The 14,013-nt window shown below is 67.3% G+C and carries 10 protein-coding genes; 3 read left to right on the top strand and 7 right to left on the bottom strand.

All coding sequences use genetic code 11. From position 1 onward, the window contains the following. Positions 1-75: 75 nt before the first annotated feature. The gene (gene guaA / locus ACFVUS_RS16210) at positions 76-1,635 is read left to right on the top strand and encodes a glutamine-hydrolyzing GMP synthase (RefSeq protein WP_364640611.1); all 1,560 of its coding nucleotides are present in this window, start codon (positions 76-78) and stop codon (positions 1,633-1,635) included. A gap of 125 nt (positions 1,636-1,760) precedes the next feature. On the opposite strand, the gene ACFVUS_RS16205 is transcribed toward guaA, so the two are convergent. The 7 genes from ACFVUS_RS16205 to ACFVUS_RS16175 all read right to left on the bottom strand — a co-directional run bounded on the left by ACFVUS_RS16205 (position 1,761) and on the right by ACFVUS_RS16175 (position 11,827). Continuing rightward, positions 1,761-1,961, bottom strand: coding sequence for a hypothetical protein (locus ACFVUS_RS16205; protein ID WP_364640608.1), 201 nt, complete (start codon positions 1,959-1,961; stop codon positions 1,761-1,763). Next, on the bottom strand, positions 1,954-3,642 hold the full coding sequence (locus ACFVUS_RS16200; RefSeq protein WP_387766195.1) for a PspC domain-containing protein: 1,689 nt from the start codon (positions 3,640-3,642) through the stop codon (positions 1,954-1,956). Before ACFVUS_RS16200 ends, ACFVUS_RS16205 begins: the two co-directional genes overlap by 8 nt. Positions 3,643-3,731: 89 nt before the next feature. Continuing rightward, positions 3,732-4,376 carry an MspA family porin gene (locus ACFVUS_RS16195; RefSeq protein WP_387766192.1) on the bottom strand — a complete coding sequence of 215 codons (645 nt, stop codon included), beginning with the start codon at positions 4,374-4,376 and terminating at the stop codon, positions 3,732-3,734. Positions 4,377-4,486: 110 nt separating this feature from the next. Next, positions 4,487-8,500, bottom strand: a complete 4,014-nt coding sequence (locus ACFVUS_RS16190; RefSeq protein WP_387766189.1) for a WD40 repeat domain-containing protein — start codon at positions 8,498-8,500, stop codon at positions 4,487-4,489. 65 nt (positions 8,501-8,565) lie between these two features. Continuing rightward, positions 8,566-9,216, bottom strand: a complete 651-nt coding sequence (locus ACFVUS_RS16185) for an MspA family porin (RefSeq protein WP_387766186.1) — start codon at positions 9,214-9,216, stop codon at positions 8,566-8,568. A 203-nt stretch (positions 9,217-9,419) separates the two neighbouring features. Continuing rightward, positions 9,420-10,388: an alpha/beta hydrolase gene (locus tag ACFVUS_RS16180; protein WP_387766183.1), complete on the bottom strand. Its 969-nt coding sequence runs from the start codon at positions 10,386-10,388 to the stop codon at positions 9,420-9,422. 194 nt (positions 10,389-10,582) lie between these two features. Then, a complete protein-coding gene (locus tag ACFVUS_RS16175) occupies positions 10,583-11,827 on the bottom strand; it encodes a PucR family transcriptional regulator (RefSeq protein WP_387766180.1) in 1,245 nt (414 codons plus the stop codon). A gap of 211 nt (positions 11,828-12,038) precedes the next feature. Here ACFVUS_RS16175 and ACFVUS_RS16170 point away from each other — a divergent pair, with 211 nt between their 5' ends. Continuing rightward, a complete protein-coding gene (locus tag ACFVUS_RS16170) occupies positions 12,039-13,361 on the top strand; it encodes a PspC domain-containing protein (protein WP_387766177.1) in 1,323 nt (440 codons plus the stop codon). A 10-nt stretch (positions 13,362-13,371) separates the two neighbouring features. Beyond that, positions 13,372-14,013, top strand: a complete 642-nt coding sequence (locus tag ACFVUS_RS16165) for a response regulator transcription factor (RefSeq protein WP_364640581.1) — start codon at positions 13,372-13,374, stop codon at positions 14,011-14,013.

Genomic DNA, 14,013 nt, shown 5'->3' with positions numbered 1-14,013 from the left:
TCGTTCCGGTCTATGGGACTTCTCCCTGAGAGAGGCGGGTCCGCTGTGTCCTATGTCGCTCTTTAGACTGTGACGGTGGCAGATACCCAGCGACCAGTCCTAGTTGTCGACTTCGGTGCGCAGTACGCGCAATTGATCGCGCGCCGGGTGCGCGAGGCGAGCGTGTATTCCGAGGTGGTGCCGCATACCGCCACCGTCGAGGAGATCGCGGAGAAGCAGCCCCTCGCCGTGATTCTCTCCGGTGGTCCGTCCAGCGTGTACGCCGAGGGCGCGCCGCAGCTGGATCCCCGTCTGTTCGATCTGGATGTGCCGGTTTTCGGCATCTGCTACGGATTCCAGGCGATGGCGCAGGCGCTCGGCGGCACCGTCGCGCACACCGGGACGCGTGAGTACGGCCGCACGGAGTTGAGCGTCGACGGCGGCATTCTGCACGGTGGCCTGCCGACGCGGCAGCCGGTGTGGATGAGCCACGGTGACGCGGTCACCGATGCCCCGGCCGGTTTCGAGGTCACCGGCACCTCCGCGGGCGCGCCGGTGGCGGCGTTCGAGAATCTGGAGCGTCGTCTCGCGGGTGTGCAGTACCACCCCGAGGTGCTGCATTCGCCGCACGGACAGCAGATTCTGAGCCGCTTCCTGCATGAGATCGCGGGCATTCCGGCGGCGTGGACGGCGTCGAATATCGCTGAGGCACTGATCAATCAGGTGCGCGAGCAGGTCGGTGACGGGCATGCCATCTGCGGTCTGTCCGGTGGTGTGGATTCCGCGGTGGCGGCGGCGCTGGTGCAGCGTGCCATCGGCGACAAGCTGACCTGTGTGTTCGTCGATCACGGGCTGCTGCGCGCGGGTGAGCGCGAGCAGGTGCAGCGGGATTTCGTGGCCGCGACCGGTGCCAAGCTGGTGACCGTCGACGCGGTGGACAAGTTCCTGGGTGAGCTGAAGGGCGTCACCGATCCGGAGGAGAAGCGCAAGATCATCGGCCGGGAGTTCATCCGGTCGTTCGAGGACGCGGTCTCCGAGGTGGTCGGCGAGCAGGGCGAGACCAAGGTGGAGTACCTGGTGCAGGGCACCCTGTACCCCGATGTGGTCGAGTCCGGTGGCGGCACCGGAACCGCGAATATCAAGAGTCATCACAATGTCGGCGGTCTGCCGGACGATCTGGAGTTCTCGCTGGTCGAGCCGCTGCGCCTGCTGTTCAAGGATGAGGTGCGCGCGGTCGGCCGTGAACTCGGCCTGCCCGAGGAAATCGTTGCGCGCCAGCCGTTCCCGGGTCCGGGTCTGGCCATCCGCATTATCGGCGAGGTGAATCAGGACCGCCTGGATCTGCTGCGTCAGGCCGATGCCATCGCGCGCGAGGAGCTCACCGCCGCCGGTCTGGACAAGTCGATCTGGCAGTGCCCGGTGGTGCTGCTCGCGGATGTGCGCAGTGTCGGCGTGCAGGGCGACGGCCGCACCTACGGTCATCCGATCGTGCTGCGCCCGGTCTCCAGCGAGGACGCCATGACCGCGGACTGGACCCGCCTGCCGTACGAGGTGCTGGAGCGCATCTCCACCCGCATCACCAACGAGGTGGCGGATGTGAACCGCGTGGTGCTCGATGTGACCAGCAAGCCGCCGGGCACCATCGAATGGGAGTGAGCCGGGCTCTGCCAGGCGCATAACGAAGGCCCCTCGCCGCATTGGCGAGGGGCCTTCTGCCTTCTCGGAGGGCAGTCCGGTTAGGCGGGGTGCGCTGCCCCGGCGAGGGTGGGGCAGCGCGTGATTCAGTCTCTGTTCTTCCGGGGGGAAAGCACAAGCACGATTCCGACAACAATGGCCGCGATGACCAGAATCCAGCCGAGTGAGATGCCCTCGGACACCGGCCAGGAGCTGGGTCCGATGAAGGCCCAGACGCTGACGCCCAGGCCGAGCAGGCCCGCGAGCAGTAGTGAGAAGGACGGTTTGCGATTCTTCTGCTCAGCCACGACGCACCTCCGCATTGCCCATTTGCACATCCACGGTCAGATTGAGGACCGGACCCGTTGCGGGGCCGGACATTCCACTCACACAGTTCGAATCGCCCAGCCGCACCGTGCAGGTGGTGTTCACCCGCAGGTTCGCCGGCAGCACCACGCGGGCATCGCCCATGCGCACCGAGACCTTGGTGGTCTTGTCCTCGGTCAGCGCCAGCGTGCTCAGGTCGAGGGTGGCCGAGCCCATGGAGACGTGATACTCCGGCAGCAGTTCGGTTCCGGCGGTGGCGGACCAGGTGCGATCACCCATCGCGCCCTGATCGAATTGGATCGGTCCGATCAGCGAGGACAGGATGACGAATCCGGCGAGCGGGGCGAGCAGCACCATGAGGCCGTAGCCGCGGCGCAGGAACGCGCCGATGACTAGTCCGAACGCCAGCACCGCCAGCGCGGCCGCGCCGATCCGGCTGGGTGTCATCCATTCCACGCCCGCCGCTGCCGCCGAACCCGCCGCGGCCGCGGCCAGGATGGACAGGCCGATGACGACGGGGGTCAGCCGGGAGCGCGGCTTGCGCGGAGCCGCCTGCACCGGTTGCGCTTGCGACTGTGCCGGAACGGGTTCGGGCAGATCCCAGGCCAGCGGGGCCACCGCGAGCGGATCCCAGCCGGGCGGGGTGGGGCCGAAGTCGGGGGAGATCGGGGCGGGGCCGTAGGCGAAGGAAGGGCGTTCGCTCGTCGACGGAATACGATGCAGGACAGGCGCTTCCGGTGGATTCGGCGGGCTCGGCGGAACCGCCGGACTGTCGCCGTGCGGGATGTCGAGGGCCGTGCCCGGGGACTCCGGCGTTTCCGTGGCGGACGGCGAACCGTCCTGGGTCGCGCTCTTGCTCAGCACCACCGTGTCATTGGTGGTGACCGGCGAAATCTCCTGCGCCGCAGTATCTACCGGCGGCTTGGTCAGGACGGCGGTCGCGTCGTCGACGGGGGCATCCTTACGGAGCAGTACGGTCGCCTCGTTCGCTTCCTGCGGAACACCCTGTGCGGCAAAGGCTTCGGTGGGTGCTTCGGCCGCCTGCTGGGTCGCCGGGTCCGGGACGTAGCTGTCCGGGAGTTTGGTGTACGGCCCGTATGTCTCGAAAGGCGCTGTGGTGCCGGGATATCCGGTCCAGAACGGCGAGTTGGCGACCGGGAATCCGCCCAGCGCGCTCTCACCCGCCTGTTCCAGATAGCCGATCGGCGGTTCGGGCTGGCGCTGATGCAGCAGCCACCAGCCGGCCAGCATGAGTCCGAAGCTCACCACACCGGATCCGCCGAGTCCGATGCCGACGGGGCCCATCGTGCTCACGGCGATACCCAACGCCACCAGGAGCACGATGGTCTTGGACGAGGTCTGCGAGCTCTGGCCCTTGCCGAACAGCGATTCCGCCGCCGAGGACTGGTCGCCGGCCTGGTTGAGCAGCAGCCAGCCGAGCAGGTAGAGCACGATGCCCGCGCCGCCGAACAGTGCCGAGACCACGAACGCGACCCGGATCAGCACCGGATCGACGTTGTAGCGGCGGCCGAATCCGGCGGCGACGCCCGCGATCGGTCCCTGCTGGGGCAGGCGCAGCGGCCGGCTCTGCCACATATCGTGAATCTGTTCCGCGAAGCCGGCACGCCCGGTGCCCCTGGACCAGTCGCTCGTTCTCGTCATGGCTTCCATGGTGGTTGTGCGCCGGGTCCGGGCGCATCGGGGAACACCCTGAAACCGCACCTGAATTGCCCGTCGGGGACGGGAAACGCTCAGAGCGTGATCAGGTCTCCGTAGACCGCGCCGCTGCCGCCGTCACCGTCGGAGTTGGCCGTGATGATGGTGTACGGCCGCAGCGTGAGCTGTCCGCCGCAGCCGGTGACATTGAGGTGGAAGTCCTTGTTCATCAGGTAGGCGAGGCTGCCGTCGCCGGGCAGATCCTTCTCCCCGGCGAGCACATCGGCGATCTTGCCCGGGGCCAGGTAGATGTCGAGGCCGATACCGCCGTACACGGTCGGGCCGAGCGACATGTCGACCCCGGCCTGTGGACCGTCCAGCCCTACTCCCGCATGCGCGGTGACTCCCGGATTGGGATCGAACTCGGGATCGATATGCAGTTTGGCGTCCACGTCGACCTGGCACGCCACGTAGTACCCGGCCTTGAGATGCCCCTTGCCGCCCGCCGCGATCTTCCCGTAGGAAGTGTTGTCCAGGAACACTTCCCGATTGGTCGGCATCCCGTTCATCGGCGGCACCGGCCGCACATCCTGATCCTGATTCCCCACCGTGAACTCGAACCCGTTCGGCGTGGCATAACTCTTCTCATGCGGGGCGGACGTCACCGCGTTCGCCCCGGGCGCGCCCAGCACGCACCCGGCCACCGCGATGAGGGCAGCCACTACCCGTGTGCGTTGCATTCTTCTCCCCATCCACCAGGCGACCCGCCCTGCGAGCCAGCAATGATGATCTAGCCGCAACCTCCACAGCTGCTGCGGGGTGACTGTGAATCGCCTGTGCGCACGGTAGGTCAGGCACAGGGTGGTTTATAGGAGAGCTGCGGTAGGTAGTACTGCCAGAGCTGCGGGGTCCACATGGCACCGGTCGCGGTGCAGACGCGGGTGGCGGCGTGTTCGGGGTCCAGGTCCCAGAGTCGTACCGCGCCACCGCCTCCGGTGGCGATCAGGAAGCGATCGGAGGGATGGAAGCGGGCGTCCATGGTTTCGTCGGAGTACACCAGGGAGCCGCCGATGCGGCGGGGGTGGGCGCGATCGGAGAAATCCCAGAGCTGGACCGATCCGTCGATGGCGTTGATGACCATGGTGCGACCGTCGGCGGTGAAGTCGATGGAGAGGATCGAGCCGGGTGGGCTGATCATCGGATCGCTCAGGGGCACCGGCTTTTCCGGATCTTCGATATCCCAGCTTCGCATCGACTTCATGCCCACGGCCATGAGGGTGTGGAAGTCGGGTGTGAAGGCCACCCGATAGGTTTCCCGCGCGGGTGCGTGGAACAGCTCGTTGAGTTGCCGTGGTCTGCCCGGATCGCTGATATCCCAGCGCACGACCACCAGATCACCGGAGGTGCCGCCCGAGAGTTCGGTGATCAGCAGGGTGCGGCCGTCCGGGGAGAAGGTTCCCGTTTGGAAGACCGGTATCTCCCCGGCCGGGGTTATGCGCACGCCGAGCGGGACGGGGTGGGTGCGATCGGAGAGATCCCATAGTTGCGCGTGGTGCGCGCCGACCGTGGCCGCGCGCCGCCAGTCGGGGCTCAATGTCACGGTGACCAATTCGTTCATCGATATCAGCGGCCATGTGATCGGCGGCGCGATGTGGGCGGGATCCGACAGATCCAGCAGCAGGGCGGTGGCGGGGGAGTGGGTCGTCGCCAGCAGAGTGCGACCGTCCGGGCTCAGATGCGGTGAGTAGTACCCGCGCGGCAAGGTGTAGTTACCGATTCGCTGGGGAGCGAGGATATTTCGTAGATCCCAGACCAGGACACGACCGTCCGAGGAGATCGTCACCATGCGATCGCCGGAGGCGTCGAAGACCGATTCCGAGACGGTGCCGGAGTATCCGTTCAGATCGGCCGACGGCAGCGACCACAGTTGGATCTGTCCGCTCAGATTGCCGGTTGTCAGGGTGCGTCCGTCCGGCGTGTACGTGAGTACTTCGAAAGCGCCATCGCATTCGCCGGAGCTGCCGTCGTATCGGCAGGTGCTGGCACTGGTGGACAGTCGATTCGGGTGGCGCGTGGGAGTCACGGGATCGAGTACGTTCCAGAGCGCGCCGCCGTTGCCGCCCGCGACGGCGAGGGTCTGCCCGCCCGGGCTGTATGCCAGCCCGAGCACCGTGCCGCCGTCCGGGTCCGCCAGGATCGAGGCGAGTCGCGGATGCGCGTGATCGGTGATATCCCACAGGCGCAGGATCGATGTCATGCGCGTGGTGCCGGGGACCGCCTCGTACCCGCCCGCGGCGAGGGTATTGCCGTCGGGACTGATGACGATGTGACGGGTGCCGCCGCTGGCGGCTTGGAATTCACTCAGCGGGGTGGCCGCTACCGGATTGCTTACATCCCAAAGCCGTACGGTCCCCGAGGATTCGGCGAAATCGGTGGTGGCCAGTATGTGCCCGGCGGCGTTGTACGCCAGTGATTCCAGCCCGATGGAGATCGGCGCAGCGGGATCGCTTTTGCGCGGCAGCGGCGTCGACGTCCCCGGTATCGGGGTGGCCGGATCGCTGATATTCCAGAGCGTGAGATCGGCCGCGGAGTACGCGGCGACGGTGCGTCCGTCGCCGAGGAAGATCGTTTCGATGGGGCGCGACTGCCCGTTTCGGCTCAGTGTGGTCAGCAGTCGGGGTGTGTCGGGTGTGTGGATGTCCCAGACCTGTGGATCGACCAGATAACTCGAGGTGATCATGAGCGTCCCGTCCGGGCTGAACGCCACATGCTTCACGTCCGAGATCGGCGCACCCAGTTGGCGGAGTTGATGCGGTGTCGCCGCATCCCACAGCCGGAGCGTGTCATCGCTGGCGATCGATGCCAGCACCCCGCCGTCGGGTCGATACCGGATCTCCGTGATCTCTTTGTCGTGCGCGGGGATTCGCGTCATCAGCGGCAGGTTCTGGGTTTGCAGCAGTCGTGTGCGCACATCCTCGTCCTCGGGGCGCATGCGGTGCGCGATCAGATACATCTGCGCCGCCACCGAAGGATCGGCGGCGACCAGCCGGTCGGCCGTCGCCATCACCGCCGCGAAGTTCTTGTCCGCGCGTTGCTGATCGGCGCGACGGCCGTTGTTGTAGCTGACCATTCCCACGATGAGCAGGCAGACACCGAGGAAAACCAAGCCCGCCTTGGTGGTTCGACCTAGGAGCTTGGACTTGCGCGCGGTGTTGCTCGCGGCGTCGAGGAATTGTTGTGCCAGCGGTCCGACCGGTGGAGGGGCGACGTGTTGCAGGGCGTTCTGCAACCGGGTGCCGCGGTAGAGCAGGGATGAATCGCGGTCCTGGGCTGCCCATTCGGCGGCGTCGGTTTCCAGGCGCTGGCGGACGAGGTAGCCGACGCGGTCTTCGTCTATCCAGGTGCGGAGGCGGGGCCAGGCGGTGAGGACTATTTCGTGGGTGAGGGTGACCGCGTCCGCGTCCAGGGTGATGAGGCGGGTGCGGGATAGGAGTTCCATTGCGGCGGTGGCGTCTTCGGGACTTTCGGCGCGGCGCAGCAGGTCGGGGCGTTGGGCTCGGCGGCGGGTGTCTCGGGAGTCCTGGCTGACGGTGACGAGGCCGAGCAGGACTTCGCGGGCGGCGGTGCGCTGGGGGGTGTCGAGTTCGTTCCAGGCGTGTTCGGCGGTTTCGGTGACCGAGCCGACCACCCCGCCGGAATTGCGGTATCCGGTGATGGTGAGGCGGCGGCCTTCGCGGTGCTGCCAGGTGGCGGCCATGACATGCGAGAGCAGCGGGAGCGCGCCCGGGTCGTAGGTCTGGCGGCCGTGGTGGTCGCCCGCGCCGCAGAGTTCGGTTATGACGAGTTCTTCGAGGCCGGGCTCGAGATCCAGGCCTACCGAGCGGGCAGGGGCTGAAATCGCCTGTGCCAGTTCGTCGGGGCGCATGGGGCCGAGGAGATAGCTGCGATTCTCCAGGGCGTCCTGGAGGATCTGATAATTGAGGCAGTGGGCGTAGAAGTCCGCGCGCAGGGCGAGTACGACCGATACGGGGTCGTCGGTGCGGGTGGCGGCGGTGTGCAGGGTGGTGAGGAAGTCCTCGCGTTCGCGTTCGGTGGCGCAGGTGGTGAAGAGTTCCTCGAACTGGTCGATGATCAGCAGTCGGCGCGGACTATCCGCGCGCGGGGCGAGAGCCGATTCGAGTTGTGCGGGGACTGAATCGGTGTGCGCTGAATCGGACTGTGAGGAGGCCGATGCCGATCCTTCGAGCGCCTCGGCGAGCGCAGTGAGCGGGTGTGCGCCGGGGGTGAGTGTTGTTGTCTCCCAGTCGGTGAGGGCGGGGATTATGCCCGCTGCCAGGAGGGAGGATTTGCCCGCGCCCGAGGCCCCGATGAGGGTGATCGGGCCGGTGGCGGTGCGGATCAGGTCGGTGAGTTCGGTGGTGGCGCGGGTGCGGCCGAAGAACAGGTCGTGGTCGGCGCTGCCGTAGGAGACCAGACCCGGGTAGGGGCAAGCGGATTCGGTGTCGGCTTCGGGATTCCAGGTGGTGGCGGACTGCCAGAGGCGTTGCCATTCCCGGGGTTCGGCCAGTTCGCGGGGGAGTGGGGTGCCGGATTTGCGGGCCAGGTCGATGAGGGTGAGCACCACCGGGAGCAGGGATTCGAAGCGGGCCGGGACATTTCGGCCCGCTTTCCAATCGCTGATGCGCTGCGCGGACGCGCCGCCCGGGCGGGTGCCCTGGGCGGCGCGCATGCGGTGCTCGGCGGCGGTGGCGACGCGGCGGAGGGTCGGATTGCCCGCCGCCTCATATAGTTCGGCGAAGCGCTGGGCGAAATGCGTTCGGGGTGAACGGACCTGGGTCTCGGAATCGGTGTCCCCGGTCACCATGGCCGGTCCGGCATTCGATCGCTCCCCACCCGCATACCGCCAATTTAGCCGCCGTCGAGCGCGCATCACAGCGACATCGGATCGCCGAGAACGTATTCCGTCACGCTGGCCTCGGGTGAGCTGGCCTGGATGACGGTGTACGCCTGCACGGTCAGTGGTCCGCCGCAGTTCTGCACGGTGAGCCGGTAGTCGCGGTCGATGATGTAGCCGGTGCGGCTCGCGGGCAGATCCTTGTCGGTGAGCGCGGGCGGCAGGGTCAGGTCGATGATCTTGCCGGGCGTGATCGACAGGTTGGCTCCGATGCTCGCCCCGATCTCGGGTGAGATCGACACGCTGGCGGTCGGTGTCACCTCGGTCAGGCTCGCGCTCGCCCCCACCGAGGCGTTCACATCGATGCCCGCGCTGGCCTTGATATCGAATTTGACGTCCAGGTCCACGGCGCAGGCGATGAACCAGCCGGTGTGCAGTTTGCCGGTGCCGCCGGTGACGGTGCCGTAGGACGTGTTGTCCAGGTACGCCTCTCGACTGGTCGGCATGCCGTTCAGCGGCGGTACCGGGCGGATGGCGTTATCGGTGTGCCCGACGGTGACGCTCATGCCGTTGGGCGCGGTCACCGTCTTCTCGTGCGGGGCCAGTGCTCCGGCCTGTGCCCCGCCCGTCTGGGCGATGAGGCTGAAAGCGGTGAGCGCTCCGGCGATCGCGGTCTTGATGATCATGTGTGGTTCCTCCCCGAACCTCGTTGCGGGACTCGATGACCCGCTGATCGAAAGGTAGGGAGGCGATGCGGCTCCGGGCGCCGGAATTTCGCGCCGGACGAAACGAAACCGCTGGTGGTAGGCGGTGCGACCGGTTATCCGGTCCGGCCGCGCACGAACCGGTTCGCTGTCCGGACCGGACAGCGAACCGGCCCGAATCGCGTTCAGGCGGAGCGGTATTCACCTGCCCCGGCGAGGATGCCCTCGACGAACGAACCGATCTCGGCGACGGCGGCCGTGGCCTCCGGCGCGAAGCCGACCGCCGCCTGGAAGACGTGCACCTGATTGCCCCAGATCTGGAGTCGGCACGAGATGCCGTGCGCCAGCAGCCGTTCCGCCAGCAGGACGGCGTCGGGATAGAGCATCTCCGAGGAGCTCGCCTGGATCAGGGTCGGTGGCAGCCCGGTGAGATCGCAGCGCGCGGGCGATTCCGGCACGATTCCGCCGCCCGCCGTCCGCGCCATCACCTCGAACGCGGGTATCGCGCCGGGGGCGAAGATATCGCAGGTGTGTGCGGTGGGAGCGGCGAGTTTGGCGGTGAAATCCCAATCGGCGAGCGGGGCCATGGCCACGATGGCGGCGGGCATGGGCAATCCCTGCCTGCGGATCTCCACCGCGGTCATGAAGACCAGATAGCCGCCCGCCGAATCGCCCATGAGGGTGATCCGCTCGGGCGGATAACCCCACGCCAATGCCTGCCGGTACCCGTCGACGCAGTCCGAAATCGCCAGGGGGATGCCGTATTCGGGCAGCTTGCGGTAGTTGACGGCGAGCACCCGGGTACGCAGCCGCACCGCGAAGCGCGCGGTCAACTGCCGGTGCAGATGCCGTCCGCCGACCACGAAGCCGCCACCGTGCAGGTACAGCACGAAGCGCTCGGGATCGACGACGGGCGGAACCGTGAGTGTCGCACCGCATTCGGGCAGTGCGACCGCGCTGCGGGTGAGCCCGCGCGGACCGGGCAGCGGCCGCCCCAGCCAGTCGGCGGTGCGGTAGGGCCAGCGCAGCTGCGGATGGCGTGCCCAGATCGAGATGAGCGGCCGTACCGTGCCGCGAATCAGGGCGGATACCAGCCGTGATCGGGTACTGCCGCCGGGAAAATCGGTGCGGTGCAGGGGATCCGACGCGGTCATGAGAATGCCTTCCCGCCGGTGCGGTGCTGCGGCGCGGACGCGGTCCGCGCGCACCGGGGCACAGCTGTTTCCGGCCCCGTTGCCGCCCGGCATCATCGAGTGCCGATGTGCTCGGAGACAAGTATCGAAGGCCGGAACAGACGGTGTCACTGCATGTTCGGGAGAACCGAGGGGTCTCGATTTGTGCCCGGAGACTAATTCGGGCCGAACTGCGATTCGGGTTCGCCGAGCCGGTACACCGTCAGCGCCGCCGCCAGCATCCGCGAATCGTAGGGGTCGGCGGGATCGAATCCGGTGAGTTCGGCGATGCGCCGCAATCGATAGCTGAAGCTGTTGGGGTGCAGGTGCATCGCGGCGGCCGCGCTCTTGCGATCCCAGCCGAAGCGGATATGGATTTCGAGTGTCTCCAGCAGATGCGGATGCTCGATCAGCGGGGTGATGCGGGACGCCAGCCGATCCCGGGCGGGGCCGGGCCGGGTGAGCTGATACTCCAACATCAGATCATCGAGGCGGTAGGCCCCGGTGGGGCGGCCCAGTTTTCGCGCCAGCACGCCGAATTCGGTGATCTGCGTACAGGATTCGGGTAGGTCGGCGCGGGCCACCGCACCGAAGTCGATGATCACGACGGGCACATTGAAGATCTGTTCGAGATCGGCCGCGAGCGTCGCGTACTGGGCCGGGCCCCTGGTGGGTCCGGTCGGCAGCAGCGCGATGCCGGCGATGCCGTCGAAGGTGTGCAGGGCCGTGGTGCCACCGGCCAGTTCCTCCAGGGCGTGCTGTGCCCGCTGCATGCGCCGCCGCGCGATGGCGTGGCTCGCCAGGGGCAGTGCGCGGTCCGGCGGCACCACCTGGAGCGCGATCATGTCGTAGGTCTCGGCGATGGTGATGTCCGCGCGCGCCGCCAGATCTGCGGCGGGCGCACCGCGCAGCAGGGCGGCGCATAGTTCCCGGCGCGCTTCCCGCTCACTGCCGTACAGCGATCGCTCCACATCGGCGTGGGTCTCGGCCATCGTGACCGTCGCGCACTGGAGTACCTCGAGCAGCACTTCCGACAGCGCGATCAGGTCCGGGAGATCCCCCGGCTGGGCATCGGCCGCCACCTTCTGCCACAGCAGGCGCACGCTGCCGAAGAACGCGGTGATGAGCACCCGCAATGGAATTCGTTCCTCGGCGCGCTGTTCGATGATCGGGGCGATCAACTCGATCAGCTCGTGCTCGTCCAATTCTCGCCGCTCGTCGACGGCGCGCAGGACGGTCATGGTGCCGGTGATGATGCGGGCCGCGACATCATCGGCGAAGAGTTCGACGGGCACCTGTTCCGCGCCCGGCACGGCGGCCAGGCCCGCGACGAACAATTCGTCCGCCAGTTCGGAGAGTTTGGGCAGCAAGCGCAGCAGGACCGGGGCGTCGAGGGTGAGGTGATGCTGCGTGATGGACATCGCCGAATTGTCACGTGGAACAGGATTCAACGCAATCTTTGTGCAATCGGGTAGACGATTCCGACAATATGTTTGTCTCTCGAAACAAATTTAGACGCCGATGTTCTACATTTCGTGCATCGCGCGGCTACCGCGCGGCAGCGGGTTCTCAGGGCTGAATCGGGGTGTTTCCCGATGCCGCCGGTCCCGGCCGCATGCCAGTATCGAAGGCATGTATCCGTCCGCACCCCTGTTCGACCCTGCCCGTGGGGCGTTCGATCCCACGCGCGGGTCCGTCGACGCGGCCGGTCCGGCGGGTCAGCCGCCGAAACTGGTGCGGCGTTCGGGCGGCCGGGTGGTCGGTGGTGTCGCGGGCGGAATCTCCGATCACCTCGGCATCGACGTATTCAAGGTGCGCATCGCGTTCGTACTGCTGTCCGGTCTGCTCGGGGCCGGGGTGGTGGCCTACGGCATGCTGTGGATCTTCACCCCCGGCGGTGATGATCAGGCGCGGCCGTCGGCCTCGGAGCGGCGGCAGGCGGGCGGCCTGGTGCTGCTGGGTTTGGCGCTGTCCGTTGGCATGTCGTGGTTGTTCAGCGGTACCGCCGCGCATGTGATCGGCCCGGTCATCGTGGTGGCGATCGGTGCGGCGCTGGTGTGGCGCGAATTCGACGCGGACGGACCGCGATCGGTCATCGGATTGCCCGCGCGGCCGTCGGTGGTCACCTGGGCGCGCATCGTCGGCGGCGCGACGCTGATCGTGGTCGGGTTGGGCGTGGTGGTGCTGGCCCGCATCAACTGGAGTTCGATGGGTTCGGCGCTGCTGGCGGTGGCGGTGACCCTGGTCGGGGCCGGACTGCTCACGGTGCCGCTGTGGCTGCGCATGGTGCGGGCGCTCAATGATGAACGCGCGGCGCGCATTCGCAATGACGAGCGCGAGGAGATCGCCTCGCACCTGCACGATTCGGTCTTGCAGACCCTGGCCCTGATCCAGCGGCAGGCCGAGGATCCGCACGAGGTGGTACGACTGGCGCGCAGCCAGGAACGCGAACTGCGCCGCTGGCTGTTCGACGATTCCGGTCCGGCCGAATCGAGTCTGGCCGCCGCGCTGCGCACCATCTCCGGTGAGGTGGAGGATCAGCACGGGGTGAAGGTGACGCCGGTGACGGTCGGCGATGTCTCCATGGATGTGGACGACAGCGGAATCGGTTTGCCCAAGGAGCATTTCACCGCGGTGCTGGGCGCGTCCCGGGAGGCGCTGGTGAACGCCGCCAAACATGCCGAGGTGCCGTCCATCGATCTGTTCGCCGAGGTGGAACCGCATCAGGTGAGCGTGTTCGTGCGCGATCGCGGTAAGGGTTTCGATGTGAACGCCGTCGAATCCGACCGGCAGGGGTTGGCCAGATCCATCCGCGCGCGGATCGAGCGCCGGGGTGGCAAGGTGGAGATCCTGTCCACGCCGGGGCGGGGTACCGAGGTGCGAATCATCATGCCGCGCAAGGATGGTGCGGACGAGCGCATTGTGGTGCAGCAAGAGAATTCCGCCGCCGAATGAGGAGATGTTGTTGAGCGTCCGGGTGTTTCTGGTCGATGATCACGCCGTGTTCCGGTCCGGGGTGCGGGCCGAGCTGAGCCGCGAATCCGATATGGAGGTGGTCGGCGAGGCGGGCGGGGTGGCCGAGGCCATCGCCGGTATCAAGGCGACCACGCCGGATGTGGTGCTGCTGGATGTGCACATGCCGGACGGTGGCGGCGTGGCGGTATTGCAGGGTATCGAGGCGGGGCCGGTGTGCTTGGCGCTCAGCGTGTCCGATGCCGCGGAGGATGTGATCGCGGTGATTCGCGCGGGGGCGCGCGGCTATGTCACCAAGACGATTTCCGGCCCGGAATTGGCCGACGGCATTCGCCGGGTATCGGGTGGCGACGCCGTATTCAGCCCGCGCCTGGCGGGTTTCGTGCTCGACTCGTTCACCGGTAAGTCGCAGGTGCCCGAACCGCCGCTGGATCCCGAACTCGATTCGCTCACACCGCGTGAGCTGGAAGTGCTGCGGCTGCTGGCGCGCGGCTACACCTATCGCGAGATCGCCGAGAACCTCTTCATCTCGGTGAAGACCGTCGAGACCCACGCCTCGAACGTGCTGCGTAAAACTCAGCAGTCCAATCGAAACGCGTTGACGCGCTGGGCGCATCGCCGCCGTATCGACTGA

The organism is Nocardia sp. NPDC058058, assembly GCF_042885355.1.
Taxonomy (GTDB): domain Bacteria; phylum Actinomycetota; class Actinomycetes; order Mycobacteriales; family Mycobacteriaceae; genus Nocardia.
This window is presented reverse-complemented; position numbering and strand designations above follow the sequence as displayed.

Coding starts and splice junctions, on each gene's coding strand:
- ACFVUS_RS16200 (WP_387766195.1), bottom strand. CDS start 3,642: ATGACGAGAACGAGCGACTGGTCCAGGGGCACCGGGCGTGCCGGCTTC.
- ACFVUS_RS16195 (WP_387766192.1), bottom strand. CDS start 4,376: ATGCAACGCACACGGGTAGTGGCTGCCCTCATCGCGGTGGCCGGGTGC.
- ACFVUS_RS16190 (WP_387766189.1), bottom strand. CDS start 8,500: ATGGTGACCGGGGACACCGATTCCGAGACCCAGGTCCGTTCACCCCGA.
- ACFVUS_RS16185 (WP_387766186.1), bottom strand. CDS start 9,216: ATGATCATCAAGACCGCGATCGCCGGAGCGCTCACCGCTTTCAGCCTC.
- ACFVUS_RS16180 (WP_387766183.1), bottom strand. CDS start 10,388: ATGACCGCGTCGGATCCCCTGCACCGCACCGATTTTCCCGGCGGCAGT.
- ACFVUS_RS16175 (WP_387766180.1), bottom strand. CDS start 11,827: ATGTCCATCACGCAGCATCACCTCACCCTCGACGCCCCGGTCCTGCTG.
- ACFVUS_RS16170 (WP_387766177.1), top strand. CDS start 12,039: ATGTATCCGTCCGCACCCCTGTTCGACCCTGCCCGTGGGGCGTTCGAT.